Source organism: Acinetobacter sp. ANC 4558 (genome assembly GCF_002135375.1).
Taxonomy (GTDB): domain Bacteria; phylum Pseudomonadota; class Gammaproteobacteria; order Pseudomonadales; family Moraxellaceae; genus Acinetobacter.
This window is the reverse complement of the sequence record NZ_NEGH01000025.1, coordinates 1-15,031: the sequence shown is the minus strand read 5'-3', so window position 1 is coordinate 15,031 and position 15,031 is coordinate 1. Positions and strand designations below refer to the sequence as shown.

At 38.1% G+C, this 15,031-nt stretch carries 25 protein-coding genes; 24 read left to right on the top strand and 1 reads right to left on the bottom strand.

Features of this window, described 5'->3' with window-relative positions; translation table 11 throughout:
• Positions 1-54 precede the first annotated feature (54 nt).
• The 4 genes from B9T31_RS17465 (at position 55) to B9T31_RS17450 (ending at position 2,385) form a co-directional block, all read left to right on the top strand.
• Complete coding sequence (locus B9T31_RS17465; protein WP_086183202.1) at positions 55-453, top strand: DUF559 domain-containing protein; 399 nt, start codon at positions 55-57, stop codon at positions 451-453.
• 158 nt (positions 454-611) lie between these two features.
• The gene (locus tag B9T31_RS17460) at positions 612-869 is read left to right on the top strand and encodes a hypothetical protein (RefSeq protein WP_086183200.1); all 258 of its coding nucleotides are present in this window, start codon (positions 612-614) and stop codon (positions 867-869) included.
• 10 nt (positions 870-879) lie between these two features.
• Positions 880-1,410: a hypothetical protein gene (locus B9T31_RS17455; RefSeq protein WP_086183199.1), complete on the top strand. Its 531-nt coding sequence runs from the start codon at positions 880-882 to the stop codon at positions 1,408-1,410.
• 132 nt (positions 1,411-1,542) lie between these two features.
• Entirely contained in the window at positions 1,543-2,385 is an 843-nt protein-coding gene (locus B9T31_RS17450) for a hypothetical protein (RefSeq protein ID WP_139840948.1), read from the top strand.
• 249 nt (positions 2,386-2,634) lie between these two features.
• Here the strand turns inward: B9T31_RS17450 and B9T31_RS17445 are convergent, their stop codons facing one another.
• Positions 2,635-3,462, bottom strand: a complete 828-nt coding sequence (locus tag B9T31_RS17445; RefSeq protein WP_086183197.1) for a hypothetical protein — start codon at positions 3,460-3,462, stop codon at positions 2,635-2,637.
• A gap of 138 nt (positions 3,463-3,600) precedes the next feature.
• Between B9T31_RS17445 and B9T31_RS17440 the strand changes: the two genes are divergently transcribed.
• From B9T31_RS17440 to B9T31_RS17355, 20 genes are all read left to right on the top strand, one after another.
• The gene (locus tag B9T31_RS17440; protein WP_086183196.1) at positions 3,601-3,987 is read left to right on the top strand and encodes a hypothetical protein; all 387 of its coding nucleotides are present in this window, start codon (positions 3,601-3,603) and stop codon (positions 3,985-3,987) included.
• A gap of 9 nt (positions 3,988-3,996) precedes the next feature.
• Entirely contained in the window at positions 3,997-4,173 is a 177-nt protein-coding gene (locus B9T31_RS17885) for a hypothetical protein (RefSeq protein ID WP_171264801.1), read from the top strand.
• Positions 4,163-4,600, top strand: a complete 438-nt coding sequence (locus tag B9T31_RS17435; protein ID WP_086183195.1) for a hypothetical protein — start codon at positions 4,163-4,165, stop codon at positions 4,598-4,600. The genes B9T31_RS17885 and B9T31_RS17435 overlap by 11 nt, the downstream gene beginning before the upstream one ends.
• Entirely contained in the window at positions 4,560-5,201 is a 642-nt protein-coding gene (locus tag B9T31_RS17430) for a putative metallopeptidase (RefSeq protein ID WP_086183194.1), read from the top strand. The genes B9T31_RS17435 and B9T31_RS17430 overlap by 41 nt, the downstream gene beginning before the upstream one ends.
• A gap of 57 nt (positions 5,202-5,258) precedes the next feature.
• On the top strand, positions 5,259-5,696 hold the full coding sequence (locus B9T31_RS17425) for a DUF2280 domain-containing protein (protein WP_086183201.1): 438 nt from the start codon (positions 5,259-5,261) through the stop codon (positions 5,694-5,696).
• 12 nt (positions 5,697-5,708) lie between these two features.
• Complete coding sequence (locus B9T31_RS17420; RefSeq protein ID WP_086183193.1) at positions 5,709-7,202, top strand: terminase; 1,494 nt, start codon at positions 5,709-5,711, stop codon at positions 7,200-7,202.
• Positions 7,203-7,241: 39 nt separating this feature from the next.
• Positions 7,242-8,603, top strand: a complete 1,362-nt coding sequence (locus B9T31_RS17415; RefSeq protein ID WP_086183192.1) for a DUF4055 domain-containing protein — start codon at positions 7,242-7,244, stop codon at positions 8,601-8,603.
• Positions 8,600-9,724, top strand: coding sequence for a minor capsid protein (locus B9T31_RS17410; protein ID WP_086183191.1), 1,125 nt, complete (start codon positions 8,600-8,602; stop codon positions 9,722-9,724). Before B9T31_RS17415 ends, B9T31_RS17410 begins: the two co-directional genes overlap by 4 nt.
• Positions 9,721-10,047, top strand: coding sequence for a hypothetical protein (locus tag B9T31_RS17405; protein ID WP_086183190.1), 327 nt, complete (start codon positions 9,721-9,723; stop codon positions 10,045-10,047). The genes B9T31_RS17410 and B9T31_RS17405 overlap by 4 nt, the downstream gene beginning before the upstream one ends.
• Position 10,048: 1 nt before the next feature.
• Entirely contained in the window at positions 10,049-10,201 is a 153-nt protein-coding gene (locus B9T31_RS17880; RefSeq protein ID WP_171264800.1) for a hypothetical protein, read from the top strand.
• The gene (locus B9T31_RS17400; protein WP_086183189.1) at positions 10,198-10,407 is read left to right on the top strand and encodes a hypothetical protein; all 210 of its coding nucleotides are present in this window, start codon (positions 10,198-10,200) and stop codon (positions 10,405-10,407) included. The genes B9T31_RS17880 and B9T31_RS17400 overlap by 4 nt, the downstream gene beginning before the upstream one ends.
• 52 nt (positions 10,408-10,459) lie before the next feature.
• Positions 10,460-10,750, top strand: coding sequence for a Gp49 family protein (locus tag B9T31_RS17395; RefSeq protein ID WP_086183188.1), 291 nt, complete (start codon positions 10,460-10,462; stop codon positions 10,748-10,750).
• A gap of 101 nt (positions 10,751-10,851) precedes the next feature.
• Positions 10,852-11,577, top strand: a complete 726-nt coding sequence (locus B9T31_RS17390) for a hypothetical protein (RefSeq protein WP_086183187.1) — start codon at positions 10,852-10,854, stop codon at positions 11,575-11,577.
• Position 11,578: 1 nt separating this feature from the next.
• On the top strand, positions 11,579-12,550 hold the full coding sequence (locus B9T31_RS17385) for a phage coat protein (protein WP_086183186.1): 972 nt from the start codon (positions 11,579-11,581) through the stop codon (positions 12,548-12,550).
• Between the two features lie 42 nt (positions 12,551-12,592).
• On the top strand, positions 12,593-13,075 hold the full coding sequence (locus B9T31_RS17380) for a hypothetical protein (protein ID WP_086183185.1): 483 nt from the start codon (positions 12,593-12,595) through the stop codon (positions 13,073-13,075).
• 3 nt (positions 13,076-13,078) lie between these two features.
• Positions 13,079-13,462 carry a hypothetical protein gene (locus B9T31_RS17375; protein WP_086183184.1) on the top strand — a complete coding sequence of 128 codons (384 nt, stop codon included), beginning with the start codon at positions 13,079-13,081 and terminating at the stop codon, positions 13,460-13,462.
• Positions 13,462-13,836 carry a glutamate 5-kinase gene (locus B9T31_RS17370; RefSeq protein WP_086183183.1) on the top strand — a complete coding sequence of 125 codons (375 nt, stop codon included), beginning with the start codon at positions 13,462-13,464 and terminating at the stop codon, positions 13,834-13,836. Before B9T31_RS17375 ends, B9T31_RS17370 begins: the two co-directional genes overlap by 1 nt.
• Positions 13,836-14,237 carry a hypothetical protein gene (locus B9T31_RS17365; RefSeq protein ID WP_086183182.1) on the top strand — a complete coding sequence of 134 codons (402 nt, stop codon included), beginning with the start codon at positions 13,836-13,838 and terminating at the stop codon, positions 14,235-14,237. Before B9T31_RS17370 ends, B9T31_RS17365 begins: the two co-directional genes overlap by 1 nt.
• A complete protein-coding gene (locus B9T31_RS17360) occupies positions 14,209-14,601 on the top strand; it encodes a hypothetical protein (protein ID WP_086183181.1) in 393 nt (130 codons plus the stop codon). Before B9T31_RS17365 ends, B9T31_RS17360 begins: the two co-directional genes overlap by 29 nt.
• On the top strand, positions 14,598-15,031 hold a 434-nt coding region (locus B9T31_RS17355), incomplete at its 3' end, for a phage tail terminator-like protein (RefSeq protein ID WP_086183180.1). The genes B9T31_RS17360 and B9T31_RS17355, both read left to right, overlap by 4 nt.

The following is a 15,031-nucleotide window of genomic DNA, read 5'->3' as shown; positions in this document are numbered from 1 at the left end:
CTCTAAAGATATCTTAATTGGACACATTCGAGATCGGAAAGAATGGGAGCGAAAGTGACCAGCATCTCAATCGCTGAATATAAAAAGAAGTATGCAAAACCACGGCGCAGTAAACGCCGTGTAGCTGTTAAGAAAGAACGTGTTGTCAGCGAAGGTGAGGCAACACTTGCTCAACAATTGAAGTCCTGCAAGATCGAATTTGAACAGGAATTTAAATTTCATTCAACAAGACAATGGAGAGCTGATTTCCACTTAGTAAGCAAAAAGATTTTAGTTGAAGTGGAAGGTGGTATTTGGAGTAACGGACGGCATACCAGGGGAAAAGGTTATTTAGGAGATATGGAGAAGTATAACGCGGCAGTCATGTTGGGTTATCAGGTAATACGGTTTAGCACTGAGCAAGTGAAGTCAGGTTTAGCGATACAGCAGATTGAGAAGATGGTAGGGGAATAGAGTGAGTATTTATGAAGTTTTGGCACTAATTGTCTGCATTATTTTGGTTTTTAGCTTTGTCTCAGGAATAGGATTCTTTTTTTACATTAGATCAGAACAGAAAAAAGCATTTAAAGAATTTCAAGATCGTGCAGGTCGTAGGTTTTAAGGGGAATACGGTGGATAAAGACGCACTAAATTTAGCTTACCAGTGGGAAAAGCAATTTTTAAAAGGCTGGTTTAAGGACCAGTGGTATAGCGCATTAGATTGCTTGTGGGCTTTATTGGCATTGATGTTAATTGCTTTGAGAGTCTTATTTTCACCATTTCTAATTATTTATGTACTTTGGCAATTCAAAGGGATTTACAAGCAAATTGTTAGTGGCGTAACGGATAGAGAGAAAGTTCGTAAACATATCAAGAAGTACGGTGAGTAAGGGGAATAGGATGAATGCAGTAGCCGATAAATTAACAAGTATTGAATGGTTGGGACAGCAAATGAGAGCTAAAACAGCAAACTATGAAATTAGCCAAAAAGATACTAACTTGAGTCCTGTAACTTGGGAGGATCGTTGTGGGGCTATTGTTTCAATTGAGGATAAAGCCACTAAAGCCTACTGTGAAATATTGGTGTGGGGGGATTATCGAGACAACACTATGGCATACAATATTCTGCATCTTCACTTAGCAGCAGTTTTATATGAAGCATTAGCAAAGGATGTGCAGCGCATTCGATTTGATCTTAAGTCTTTTGCTTTTAAAGTGGCTAAGATGGCACTTTTTTTTAATTTGCGTGGTTTTTGTGGGATTAAATCAGAAGATAAATTAAAATTTTTTGGCATAACTGAAATTCGAATGAGAACTTATAGAGAGCATTATGCTTATCTAGAAAACATGGTTGAAATTATTCTTTCGGATATGAGAGATGAGATAGACTATTACGTTGATATTTATCGAAAAAGCCTAAATAAAGCTTAATTGACAAATAAGCCCCATATAAGCTATTATTTTTATAGACTGGTCGTTCTATACTGTGCTGACCAATGAATAAAAGCTCATCAAAATATGGGCTTTTTTGTTGCTTAAGTAAAGATAATAGATTGCTGGTGATTGAAAAAACATCTTGTATATTTTATGTATTGCAGTGATCAAGAAGTTGATATCATTATAACAATTGAATTGATAGAAAAATTAATGAAAAGATCGCTAGAATATACCAATGTTGGTCCAAATACTAAAATTTGGCGATATATGGATTTCACAAAATTTTTAGATATTATTTTAAATAAGCGCCTCTATTTAAGGCGAATTGATAAATTCAATGATGCGTATGAAGGATACATTTCTGAACAATTTAAAAAGGCGCTACATCAAAGTTACAGTAGCGTAGAAAAGCTTGGTTTTGATGCTCGCAGAGCGAAAGAAAATCATTTAAGGGCTCAAAGTTTACTACCTGCTTATTCATATGCGAGCTGCTGGTATTTAGATGAGCTTGAATCTAGAGAGATGTGGAAAACTTACGGTATTGAAAAGAATAGTGTTGCTATATGCACAACCGTTAAACATCTTCATGATTCGATCATTGATGTTGGGGATAGCTATAATTTTTATTTCGAAAAAATAGATTACGAGGAAAAAAAGGAAATATCTAGCAATTGGTTGGAAGTGGCTTTTAGAAAAAATACTAATTTTGCTTTTGAGCAGGAATTTAGGGTGCTTGGGGTGATGAGTAGGGGTATTGCAAATCTTTTCCATCCCCAAGTTAATAGCTTGCCAAAGATAAATGATATTAATAATCCTTTTGGAATACATGTTTGGGTTGATGTGCAATCTCTTGTGCAAGAAGTCTATGTATCACCAGAGGCTGATGTATATTTTAAATCTATTCTTGAAGATGTTTTGGATATTGCAGGACATGGAAAGATAGTGTGTAAACCCTCGTCACTTCGGTGACATTGCCACTGGCACAAAACCCCATCAATAATAAATTCGGTGGGGTTTTTGTCTTTTATAAAGCTCATAATAATTTGGATGCTATATTATTATGATAATCACTTAAACTTAATGATCTGGTGGGATTATGGAAGATAATATTTCTCCAATAATAATGGGAAAAGTCGATTTACCAAAAGGCATGACTCTAGATATGCTTAATGAGTGTTGCGATATACTAGCCCTTTGGGAAGAGAGTTCTGATATGTCTTATTTTCCTTTGATTTTTAACTTGTATGGTGTTTTACTGAAAGGCAATTCAAATAAAGTATCAGATGAACTCATTTCACCTCCCTGAATTAGGGTTGATAATAACTCTTTTTTTAGTTCATTAAATTGATATGAAAGAAGTTGTTTGGCTTCCAGCCCTCTAGAACCTTCTGTTGTTTTAAAGATATTCGAGCCAATTTCATCATTTAATGTCTGATCATCTAGAGATCTAAAGTGTATTTTTGCTCCAGAGAAGTGGCTTGGAATATATTGAAAAGACCAGACTATTAAAAGTGTGAAATTTAAAAACTTAAAAATTTTGTAGTTTTGTTCTCCTGTTTTAAAAGATAAGAATGATTTCACTGTGGTACTGCAGATAAAAACGCCATAATATAAAGTATTCGCTTTACTATCAAAATTACCTAAGTTGTGAATATTATTTTCATCTTTGCTATTTAGTTGATATTTGTCTATAGATAGATCAGGAGATCTGCAAAAGAAAAGTGGGGTTAATTTCCCATTATTAGATTTAATTGTTTTGGTATAGTGTGGCGTTCTTATTATCTTGCCATCGGATAGTTCTAAGTTATGCATGCAAACATTGAATTCCTTGGAGTTCGGGCTAAGATGTATTGAATATTTTTGTTGTTTAATTTTAACTATATTATCGGCTTTTTCTTGAGCTCTCCTAAAGAATTCGGCATATTTAGGCATAATAATTAGATCGCCATTTTTTCTTTCTTTTATTGATAGAAACTTTCTTAAACCTATATCATTTAGGTTAAAACAGAGAGTAATGTCTTTGTGATAAGTATTTGTTTCATTCATCTGTAATTTTCACTCTAGCTATTAAGGAGAATAGATGATTTAGTATTCTTATTATTAAATGAATTGTCTATTGAATGTTATGGTAATTGAATTTTAAGACCACCTTCGGGTGGTTTTTCTTTTTTAGGAATATGAAAAATGAAGAAATCACTAATCGCTATTAGTTTGATGTCTGCTATGACGTTTGCTGGTTGTACTCGTGATGCTCAAGTGGCATCTAAAAACCTATCTCATGCTGCCGATAATTTTGAATTAGATCGCCGTGTCGTGTTTTATAACGGCATTACCAATGACTACATTTTAACGATAGAGGGCAAATGCTCATTTGATGTGATTAGTGATCGTAAGGTTGATGTTACTTGCAAAACAGGTCCTTCTGAGTACAAGAAACACTCTTTAGGTATTTCAGATAATGTGACTTATTTTTCTGAACAATTAGCTGGTAAAGGTGTGAGTGCATATCACTACAAAGTTACATTTAAACCGCAGTTAATTATTTCTGATATTGATTTAAAGATTAATTAAAGGTGCGCCATGGTCGATAAAGTAGAAGCAAAAAGCAATTTAAAGCGATATGAAACTGAAATTGAGAAATATCAAAGCCTATCTCGTGGATTGATGACTCGTGATGAAATGGTCTTAATTGATAAGAAAATTACTCAGTTAAAAGAATGGTCAAAGAACCTAAAAGTTCAATTAAATGGAACTTAGCCAATACAAAGCCCTAACCAAGAAGAAGCCAATCAAGCCAAAACTAAGAAATAAACCACTGCCTAAGGCAACTGAAAAATATTTAGAGGCTGAAGAAACGCTATTTCAAGAATTAGAAGAATATCTCATTGGCTATCGCAGAAAATTTCAATTTGAATCAACCAGAAATTGGCGTTTTGATTTTTATATTGTGAAATTAAACCTTCTTATTGAAATTGTCGGTAGTCCGTGGTCGGTTGGTCGTGGCGGCAAAAAGATAGCGAATTCATTTAATAAATATGATCTTGCTGAAGATATGGGTTACAAGATTGAGCGTTTTGATCCGCATACAATTGAATCAGGACAAGTGATTCGTTGGATTAAGTCTCAGTTGGAGAAATTAGAAGATGGAACACATCAGACCATTCCCACCGACGGATCTCATTGATCAAGCCGAGGAAGAGGAAGCTATTCGCTTGGCTCCTGCAATTAATTTGAAAGAATGGGTCGTTGCTAATTTTTTAACGGTTGGCGGTCACTTACATAATCCAGATCATGATCATATTGCTGAGCTCTTACATGACAATGAAGAATTCTTAGCATTCGCCTGGGCATCATCTGCCGCCGTGGCTAAAAAGAGAATGGTGTTAGGTCAATGTGAAAAAGTGATGTTTAACCAAGGTGGGTGGAAGAAAGCACGGCAAGAACAACAAATGCGTGATTGGTACGGCTTTGTACCACAGTATTTAATTACCATTGATGCTTCATTTTGTGAGCAAGCTACAGACCATGATTTTTGTGCCTTGATTGAACATGAGTTGTATCACATCGGTGTTGAACGAGATGAAGATGGTGAAGCGATTTATAGCGATAACACAGGCTTACCGAAACATTATTTAGCTGGTCACGATGTTGAGGAATTCTACGGCGTAGTGAGACGTTGGGGAGCGAGTGAGAATGTTAAACGCTTAGTCGAGATCGCGAAGAATCCGCCGTTTGTATCTGATTTTAATGTATCTGCGTGTTGTGGGACATGTGCGATTAACTGAGCCGAGAGGCTCTTTTTTTTGGCTATTTAGGTGGACGTAGGTGGACGGATTGAAATTATGACTGCTCTAAAAAAAGAAGTAAAACTCTTTATAGTTCGGTCACTTGCTGTATTTAATACACCTACTGAGACAGTTGATCTTGTCCACCAAGAATACGGTGTGAAAGTCACTAAGCAGCAATGTGAGAAATACGACCCAACAAAGAGATCAGGGGTAAATCTGAGTGAAGAGTTAAAAACAGAGTTTGTATTAACAAGAGATGATTTTCTAGAGAAACCCCAAAATATACCAATTGCCAACCTATCTGTTCGTTTGCAACGTTATGAAGGGATGTTTCAAGGAACTAAAAATGCTGTTCTTCGACTAAAGATTCAAGCACAAGCAGCCAAAGATATAGGTGGGCAATACACCAATAAGAAAGAGGTTGATCATTCAGGAAAGCTTGAAATCCAATCTCTATCTGATTTGATGGATGAATTAAGCGAGGAGGGTTGATAAGGAGGGCGTATGCTTAAACCTGAGCATAAAGCAAAACTTATTGATCAATACTGGCGATTGAATAATCTTTACTACATTACAGATAAAAGTGGTAAACAGGTTAAATTCAAGATGACAATGGAGCAGCTTGAATATTTTGAAAATGAATGGTCGAGAAATATCATTTTAAAGGCTCGACAACTCGGCTTCACAACTGAAATGTGCATTATTCAACTAGATGCTGCATTGTTTATGGCTAACAAGTGTGCATTGATTGCTCATACACTTCATGATGCAAAGCGATTATTTCGCGAAAAGGTTAAGTATGCATATGAGAAATTGCCACACCCTTTGAGAGCTGCCAATCCATTAGTGATAGAAACAAAGGAAGAACTCGTATTTAAAAAGGGTGGTTCGGTTACGGTTAGTACTTCTTTTCGTGGCGGAACATTAAAGCGTTTACATATTTCAGAATTTGGAAAGATTTGCGCTAAGTTCCCAGACAAAGCTAGAGAGATTGTAACAGGGGCTTTCGAAGCTGTAGGGCTAAATGGAAAAATTACATTAGAGTCCACGGCGGAAGGTAAGGCAGGCTATTTTTATGAATATTGCCAAGAGGCAGAGAAGCTACAATTACAAGGCAAGCTACTTGGGGCATTAGACTGGAAATTCTTTTTCTTTTCGTGGTGGAAAAATATTGAATATGCTTTACCTCATATTGGCGAAATACCGCAGAGACTCAAGGATTATTTTAGCGATCTGCTAATTAAACACGGTATTAAAACCACACAGGAACAGCAAACTTGGTACTGGCAAAAAGAAAAAACACTAGGTGAGGATATTAAAAGAGAATATCCCTCGATACCAGCTGAAGCATTTGCTCAGTCCGTAGAGGGAGCGTACTACAAAAAGCAATTTAAAGAAATTTACGCGAGTGGACGTATTGGTGAATTACCGCCTAATGAGCATTTACCAGTAATGACTTTTTGGGATCTTGGTGTTTCAGATTCCATGACAATTTGGTTTGTTAAAAAATTGTCAGATAGCTCCTATCAGGTAATTGATTACTATGAAAACTCTGGAGAAGGTCTAAGACATTATTTTGGCATTTTAAAGAGCAAAGGCTACAAGTATTCGAAACATTACGCCCCTCATGATATTCAAAATCGCTCATTAACAGGTGATGCAAAATCACGGTTAGATATTGCTAAAGAAGGATATGAGATTGATGGTGAGATTTATTCAGTGAAATTCGAAGTCGTACCAAACATTGGCGTTATGGATGGTATCGAGCAGGTTCGAGAAATCTTGAAATATTGTGAGTTTGATGAGCATAAGTGTGCAGATGGGATATCTTGTTTGGAAAATTATCGTAAAGAATGGGATGACAAAAAGGGTTGTTGGAAAGACAAGCCTTTACATGATCATACTTCTCATGCAGCTGATGGTTTTAGATATTTTGCTGTTGCTATGAGTAAGAAAGAACGCAAAGTTATTACACGGCGTATTCGCGGTATGTCTTAATCAATGCACCCAATCGGGTGCTTTTTTATTGGTATTTTTATGGCAGTTACAGATCAACATCCGCAGTATGTTGCGGTAAAACGAAGCTGGGAAATCATGCAGGATGCAAGTTCTGTGGCTGGTGAAGATGCAATTAAACTGGCAACGATTCAGTATTTGCCTAAATCAGCAGGAATGCTTGAGGCAGAGCGACAAGATAGTTTAAGTCGTAGTATTTATGAAGGCTACTTGATGCGTGCACAGTATCCGCTATGGGTACAAGATTCATTACGTACGATGATTGGTTTAGTTTCAAAGCTTACACCTGAAATACAGATTACCAGTCCATTGCTGGCACATCTTGAGTCGAATGCCACCAGTGATGGTTTTGGTCTTAAGCAGCTGCTCATTCGAGTGGTGGATCAGGTGCTTCGCTTTGGTCGTTGTGGAATTTACATTGATGTTGATGAGGCTGGAAAGCCATATTTTGCTTTGTATGATGCACTGTCCATTATTAACTGGAAGGAAAACAGTGTCGGTGGTCGCCGTGATTTAAGCTTAGTTGTATTGGAAGAGCAATATAACAATAGCGAAGATGAATTTGGGCACAATACAAGAACTGTTCAACGTGTATTAAAGCTGGTGGATGGTGAACTGGTCGTTCAGCTTTTTGACGGCGATACACTCGAAGATAAAACGCCTTCGATTGGGAATAAGAAACTAGATTTCACCCTTTTTGTTTTTGTGGGTGCAACAGATAATTCACCCAGTGTGGGAACTATTCCACTGCTTACCATGGCAAAGTCAGCATTAAAGTATTATCAATTGTCAGCCGATTATTTTCAGTCATTGCACCATACGGCGCATCCACAACCATGGATTAGTAATATGGAAAATGATGATGATTTAAGTGTGACGGGTCCTATGGCCGCTTGGTTATTACCTAAAGACTCTAAATGTGGATATCTAGAAGTTACAGGTGCTGGTATTGATAAAACAAAAGCTGAAATGGATGCACAAAAGAATGCAGCTTTAGAAGCAGGTGCCAAAGTCATTGATACCAATACACAAGAATCAGGGGAAGCACGCCGTGCTCGACAAGATGATCAGCATGCCAGTTTACATAGTATTGTCACTTGTGCAGCGGAGGCCATTGAGCAAGCATTGAAATATGCAGCACAGTGGTTAGGTTTGAATCCTGATGATTGTGTATTTACCGTTAAGCCTGAGTTTTCAAACAAGTCTTATGATATTGAATTAGCCAAGCAGTTATATGAAGGCGCTTTGAGTGGCAAAAATTCATTCCAAACCTATTGGGAATATATTGCGACAGGTAAATTACCTGAAGGTAGTTATAAGGATGAGTTGATTCGACTTGAGCAAGAACAAGATGGCACATTAACGATGGATGAATCGGTATGAGCAAGTCAGCGCAGAAAGCCTTAATTGATGCGCTGAGCCAGCATTCAGCGTATTTGTACCGAGCATCATCTCAAAGTATTAACGAGCTTACCGCGAAGTTTAATCAACTCTCACGAGAGCAATTATTCAAGCTGAGTGAATTACTCGATGAATTAAGTGATGCTGAGCGTAAAGCACTGCAAAGCCTTAACTTTGATCGTCGAGCAAAGAGCAGTCGTCGAATTGAAGAAATTAAAGCAATTCTCAAAGATTGGTTTAAATCAATTGATCAAGACCTATCCGAAAACTTTAATAAATCTGCCACGGCGTTAGCAGTTTATGAGGCGTCATACACTGCTAATCTGATTACTAATGCTACCGCTGTTGTATCGGGGGAGAAGATTTATAAAACCATCAAGAGTACGCCGTTTTCGGGTGGTCAATTGGTTGATGAGTTGTTTTCTGATATTGCCGGTTCACTTCGAAAAAAAGTTGAATATGTCATTCGTGATGGTATTTCTCAAGGACAGACGAATCAGCAAATTGTTCAGCGTATTAAGGGTAAGAAATCACTGGATTATAAAGATGGGATTTTAGAGCGTACTGCATCTGAAATAGATCGACAGGTTAGAACAGCACGTAGTCATATCAGTAATGCAACCTACATCGAGACTTATAAAGCTCTGGGCTATGCCTATGTGAAAGTGGTTGCCACTTTAGATGGTCGAACCTGTAAATACTGCGCATCCATTGATGGTGATGTCTATCGGATTGATGATTCAACTCGACCACGATTTCCAGTACATCCGAATAATCGAACAACGTATATCGGTTGTGATGAGGATGGTAATGTTACTGGTAAACGTCCATTTGTCATGGATGAACGTAAAGTTAAGGATATTCCGAAAGATGAGCGCTCACAGCTTATTGGGCAGTTAGACGCAAATACATCATTTAAGGAATTCTTTGAACAATCTGATGAATTTTTTCAACGAACTTGGTTGGGAAAAACAAAGTATGAGCTTTATAAAAAAGGCGAGTACAGTTTAGACAAGTTTGCAGATCCATTGAATAAGCGAGGCTATTCATTGGCAGAGTTGGAAGTATTAGATAAGAAAACGTTTAAGGGGTTGGGGTTGTGAAAAAAGAACCAAAGAAAACAGGGTTAAAACGCACTGTGTGGTTGTTTGAGCGTGAAATTTTAGAAAAGCTTGAAAAAACTAATCTAAAAGATCATCACAAAGTTCTCAAGCTTAATACTTTTTCTATGGAGTATGAGCTTAAGCCTAAATTTGATAATGGCCGAGCTGATGCAATTGTGATGCGTGATACCGCAAACCACTGGTTAAAGATGTGGTTTATAGCTTTTCAAACGTGTACAGGTGAATACTTGCTGGAAAAGCACAAAATTGATCCTGATAGCTATACACCAATGTGTAGTCGTCACGAAATATGGGGATTATGAAGTGAAACCAATCATATCTGCTTTAGACATCAATGAGATTCGCTACATATTGAGCATGGATCTAATTCTTGCACCATTTCGAGCAAATGCGCTGCGCCGTCAAATGATGTGGCTTAGCTTGGGGCAAGAAAGACGAAAGGCGGTGGTGTTATGACTAAAGCTAAAACTAGACCACTGGTTGTTAAGCGTATTGGCAATAAATTAGCTCTACACGATGAGCAAACAGGTGAACTATTACAGGGTCAAACATCCGTGGTGCTTGAGAGTCATTCAGGCATACCACCAAAAGTCACAGTCACTTTTGATGCTTGGGGGGCACACGGCGTTCGTTTTGAAGATGAACCACGATTAGAGCAGTAACTTATTGAATAAACCACGGAGCCAATAGGCTCTTTTTTTGTGAGTAAAGAATATGGAAGACAATGAACAGATTGCACCACGTGTAACAAAAGAAAGAATTGAAGCATTAATGAATCGTGTTGAAGTTCATACAACTACATGTGCCACGCCTACATCACATGTTATGGCGGTTGCGTGGCTTGATGGAAAATTTCATTTAGGAACCGCTATTTCTAAAGCTGACATTGCAACAGGACATTTCAATGAAGAGCTAGGAATTGAACGCTCAACTAAAGATGCTTTAAAAATTGCAGAAAATAAGCTCTGGGAACTTGAAGGTTATCGCTTATTTTCGGGTGGTTAAAACAATCCAAATCACAGCACCTTCCGAGGTGCTTTTTTAATGCCTGAAGCAAAGCTGAGGGTGCAAACAAATCCGCTAGGCGGTTATTCAAGGAATAAATCATGTCAGATCAAGTTGACTTAACCAATCCAGAAGTACAAGCAGCTATTCAAAAAGCCGTTGATGAGCAAGTGCAGGGCTTAAAAACCAAAAATAATGAACTCACCCAAACCAATAAAGATCTTAAAACTGAATTGACGGGGATTAAGTCCCAGCTTGAAGGTGTGGATCTTACTGCTGTTAAAGAGTTACTTGCTAAAGCAGGTCAGGACGAAGAAACCAAGTTAATTGCCGAGGGCAAGATTGATGAAGTTATTCAAAAGCGTACTGAAAAGATGCGCCAAGACCATGAAAAGCAAATGACAGCATTAACTGATAAAGCAGCAAAGGCAGAAGCTTACGCCAATCAGTTTAAGCAATCTGTAGTGAAAGGTCAGATCGCTCAAGCATTTAGTGGCATTGGTGGATTAGCTGAAGCGACAGATGATGTCACGGCGCTTGCATTATCTCAATTTGCCCTTGATGAGCAAGGCAATGCAGTCATGGTTGGTGCTGATGGTCTGCCAGTGATTGGTAAAGATGGGGATACTCCATTAAGTCCTAAAGAGTGGGTAGAAACCTTAAAGGAAAACAAACCGTATTTCTTCCCACGTCCTAATGGTTCTGGTGCTCCTGGTTCGGGTACAGCAACTAAAAAATGGTCTGATTATTCAGAAGCAGAACGAGCTGCAATCGCTCGTGAAAATCCAGCGCAATTTCAACAGTTATTAAAGACAAAGGATAATTAATATGCCTGCAACCCGTTTAAACGATATTTTCATTGGTGATTACTATCAAACGTTGCAACCAGTAAACTCACCAGAAAAAACCGCCGTGTATCAATCAGGCATTATTGCTAAAAATGATGCATTAGATGCCGTTGCAAACAATGGACAAGGCACCTCAACAATTTCTTATTGGCAGGATTTAGATGCCAATGAAGAAGCTAATATCTCAACAGATGATCCAGATCAAAAAGGGAAAGTGGGTAAAGCAACACAAGGCACAATGCGTGCACGTACGCTTTATTTAAATAAACCATATGGAACTGCTGACTTAACAACAGAGCTTGCCAATAGTGAGCCAATGCAACACATTCGTAACCGTTACGGCAAGTATTGGGAACGTCAATGGCAGCGTTATTTATTAGGTGCAGCTCGTGGTGTGATTGCTTCAAATATTGCGAATAATGGCGGTGATATGGTCGTGGATGCAGGGGCAACCATGACAGCTACAGCCATGCAAGATGCTGCATTTACGGCAGGTGATGCAGCTGACCAATTCTCTGCAATTGGTGTTCATTCTGTAGTGATGAAGCAAATGGTGCAAAAAGACTTGATTGAGTACATCAAGGACTCGCAAGGCAATGTGATTTTAACCACCTATCTGGGTAAGCCAATCTTTATGGATGATGGTTTGACTTATGGTAAAGGTCAATATCTCTCTATGTTCTTTGGTTCTGGTGCATTTGGTTATGGTGAAGGTAATCCAACCAATCCAGTTGAAGTGGAGCGTAGTGCTTTAGGTGGTAATGGTGGTGGTTCTGAAATCATTGTCGAGCGTAAGACCTATATCTTACAACCTGCAGGTTTCTCTTGGGTTGGTGAAGATGATCCAAATAAAACCCCAACAATTGCTCAGTTCTCTAATCCTGCTAACTGGAAACGCGAATTTGATCGTAAGTTGGTTCCATTTGCTGCCGTTATCTCTGGCACACCTTAATAAACACGGCGGCTTAGGTCGCCTTTGTTTTTGGAGAACACAGTGAAAGTAATTTATACCAATGATATCCCGACTATTCGATTGCCAGATGCATGTTATCGAACCACATTTTTAGGCCCAATTGTAGGAGCAACCTCAGTTGAAATTGATGAAGATTTCCCTGATGCCGATTTAGTTGAAGAGGCATATGGGTATTTAGCCCTACAACAGACCTCTATTATTTCTGATCAAACTACTTTGATTGAAGATCATGAAAAATTGATTGCAGAAAATGAACAACTACAAGCACGGTTAAAAGAAAGCGTGCCACAAGGTGTTTATGATGAAGTTTGTCAGGAGCGTACGCGATTAGAACAAGAAATTGTAGGCATTAAAAATGATTTGGAAAAAGTCACAGCAGAACGTGATGCACTTAAATCTCAAGTGCTAGAACTAGAAGCTAAAGTTAAAAAGCCAACCGCTGCAGAATTAAAAGCCGCTAAAGCTGCGGAAGATGCTGCAAAACTAGAAGAACCGAAGGAATAAGTTATGAGCTTTGTCACTGAATCAGAGGTTGAACAAGAATTAGGTGAAATTTGGACAAGTCAAAGTGAACGTGATAAGGCTCAATTACTTAAAAAAAGCCGTGCATATTTAATTGCTAGAAATGTTCGTGATTATGATGATACCAATGATGTCCCACAGGATTTAAAAGATGCATCGTTTGAAGTCATCAAAGGAATTATTAACAAACAACTTTACATCGATAAAGACCAGGAACTTAAATCCAAGAAAGTGAAAGCAGATGGTGTCGAGAGTGAAAAGGTTTATCAAGATGGATCAGTAAAGTTGAGTGCAATAGAGCAATACATCTGGGATTTAATTAAGCCTTATGCCAAGAATCGCCGTGTACAGCTATTAAGGAAAATGTGATGGGATTACGTGAAGAATTACAAGCTGATCTTGCAGAAGCATTTGATGAGGATTTAGCCGATGCCGTGGATACTTTCACTTGTATAAAGGAAATTAAATCAGGTCGGTTCGACTATGCGACTCAAACTTATCAAACAACAACAAATGAAGCATATAGTGGTAGAGGCGTTCTATTTGGCTCATATTTAAAAGATATGGTAAAGCCTTTGGATTATCAAATCACAGACTGTAAAGCGACAGTGCTTCAAAATGAAGTAAGCGCAGTACCAGTAATATCTGATGTATGGACCACGGCGAAAGGTAATTTTAAAGTGGTGAATATTGGACAAGATCCAACAGGCAGTATTTGGGTTTGTCAGTTAAGGAAAGTGTGATGATTGATAATAATTATATTCCTGAATGGTATAGAACTCCATTTCAACATATGGAATACACACTGACACGAAATCAAATTCACATGGATTTGCTATTTGAAAATATGAATGATGTTGATGAGTTCATATCTCTTGGTGATGATGCTCAAGTAAATTTTTACAGTAATGATTCGTTAGCAATTGTGCAAATAAGCGAATGCGATAGATCGGTTATTGAAATTCACGGATTGCTACTGCATGAGGCAGTTCATATTTGGCAAAGAGTCAAAGTTCTCATGGGTGAGCAAGAGCCAAGTAAGGAATTTGAAGCTTACTCAATACAAGCAATCGCTCAAGATTTATTTGATATGTATGAGCAAAGCGAGGTGAATCATGGGCTGGACTGGAAAAAAACCGACTGAGTTTGCAATACAAGTCTTAAAAGATGGTGATGAGCATTTGCGCCGTGTAAGTGGTGAAATGTTGCAAGCGGTTATTCTTGGTAGTCCTGTTATGGATGGTACCTATCGAGCTAATCATCGTGTATCTGTAGATAGTCCAAGTTATGAAACGGTTCAGGGTGATAACAAAGCACCTAAGGGCACATTAGACCAAGCCACATTCAATGATGGTGCAAAAGAGATTGCTAAAGCGCATATAGGCTCATGTGTTTATATTCAAAATAACCTGTCATATGGAATAGCAATTGAAAACGGCCATTCAGGACAAGCACCAGAAGGAGTGTATGCATTAGCATTTCAGCTTATTAGTGAGAAGTACAAATGATGACGAATACGGAAGGCTTACAGGCTATTCTTAGGCATGTTGGTACATTTACTGGAATGCCTGAAAAGTATATTCAATTGGCAAATAATCCGCTTTATGAAGGTCAGCCATTTGAAGCACCTGATAAAGAATTATGGGCCAAAATTACAGTGAGTAATGCTGGGAAGTTTATCTCTGGTATAGGCAATAAGCCTTGCACTCGAACTACTGGCATTGTCTTTATTCAGTTATTTGCGCCGTTAAATTCAGGTACATATGAGTTATCGTTATTGGCTGATAAGTGGGTTGAGCATATGGAGTTTTATAGTATTGGTCATTTAGAAATGATGGAAGCCAGTATTATTGATGCTGGTCATACCTCGGTGATTGGAAATCCTTCCGATCTGAGCTTCTATCAATACAATGTGAATGTTGCCTACAGAATCAATTA

Excerpts from the sequence above, each read along its gene's own strand:
- B9T31_RS17360 (WP_086183181.1), top strand. The coding sequence starts at position 14,209 with ATGGGCTGGACTGGAAAAAAACCGACTGAGTTTGCAATACAAGTCTTA.
- B9T31_RS17425 (WP_086183201.1), top strand. The coding sequence starts at position 5,259 with ATGACTGCTCTAAAAAAAGAAGTAAAACTCTTTATAGTTCGGTCACTT.
- B9T31_RS17885 (WP_171264801.1), top strand. The coding sequence starts at position 3,997 with ATGGTCGATAAAGTAGAAGCAAAAAGCAATTTAAAGCGATATGAAACT.
- B9T31_RS17395 (WP_086183188.1), top strand. The coding sequence starts at position 10,460 with ATGGAAGACAATGAACAGATTGCACCACGTGTAACAAAAGAAAGAATT.
- B9T31_RS17365 (WP_086183182.1), top strand. The coding sequence starts at position 13,836 with ATGATTGATAATAATTATATTCCTGAATGGTATAGAACTCCATTTCAA.
- B9T31_RS17400 (WP_086183189.1), top strand. The coding sequence starts at position 10,198 with ATGACTAAAGCTAAAACTAGACCACTGGTTGTTAAGCGTATTGGCAAT.
- B9T31_RS17445 (WP_086183197.1), bottom strand. The coding sequence starts at position 3,462 with ATGAATGAAACAAATACTTATCACAAAGACATTACTCTCTGTTTTAAC.
- B9T31_RS17430 (WP_086183194.1), top strand. The coding sequence starts at position 4,560 with ATGGAACACATCAGACCATTCCCACCGACGGATCTCATTGATCAAGCC.
- B9T31_RS17420 (WP_086183193.1), top strand. The coding sequence starts at position 5,709 with ATGCTTAAACCTGAGCATAAAGCAAAACTTATTGATCAATACTGGCGA.
- B9T31_RS17410 (WP_086183191.1), top strand. The coding sequence starts at position 8,600 with ATGAGCAAGTCAGCGCAGAAAGCCTTAATTGATGCGCTGAGCCAGCAT.
- B9T31_RS17415 (WP_086183192.1), top strand. The coding sequence starts at position 7,242 with ATGGCAGTTACAGATCAACATCCGCAGTATGTTGCGGTAAAACGAAGC.
- B9T31_RS17370 (WP_086183183.1), top strand. The coding sequence starts at position 13,462 with ATGGGATTACGTGAAGAATTACAAGCTGATCTTGCAGAAGCATTTGAT.
- B9T31_RS17435 (WP_086183195.1), top strand. The coding sequence starts at position 4,163 with ATGGAACTTAGCCAATACAAAGCCCTAACCAAGAAGAAGCCAATCAAG.
- B9T31_RS17440 (WP_086183196.1), top strand. The coding sequence starts at position 3,601 with ATGAAGAAATCACTAATCGCTATTAGTTTGATGTCTGCTATGACGTTT.
- B9T31_RS17390 (WP_086183187.1), top strand. The coding sequence starts at position 10,852 with ATGTCAGATCAAGTTGACTTAACCAATCCAGAAGTACAAGCAGCTATT.
- B9T31_RS17375 (WP_086183184.1), top strand. The coding sequence starts at position 13,079 with ATGAGCTTTGTCACTGAATCAGAGGTTGAACAAGAATTAGGTGAAATT.
- B9T31_RS17385 (WP_086183186.1), top strand. The coding sequence starts at position 11,579 with ATGCCTGCAACCCGTTTAAACGATATTTTCATTGGTGATTACTATCAA.
- B9T31_RS17455 (WP_086183199.1), top strand. The coding sequence starts at position 880 with ATGAATGCAGTAGCCGATAAATTAACAAGTATTGAATGGTTGGGACAG.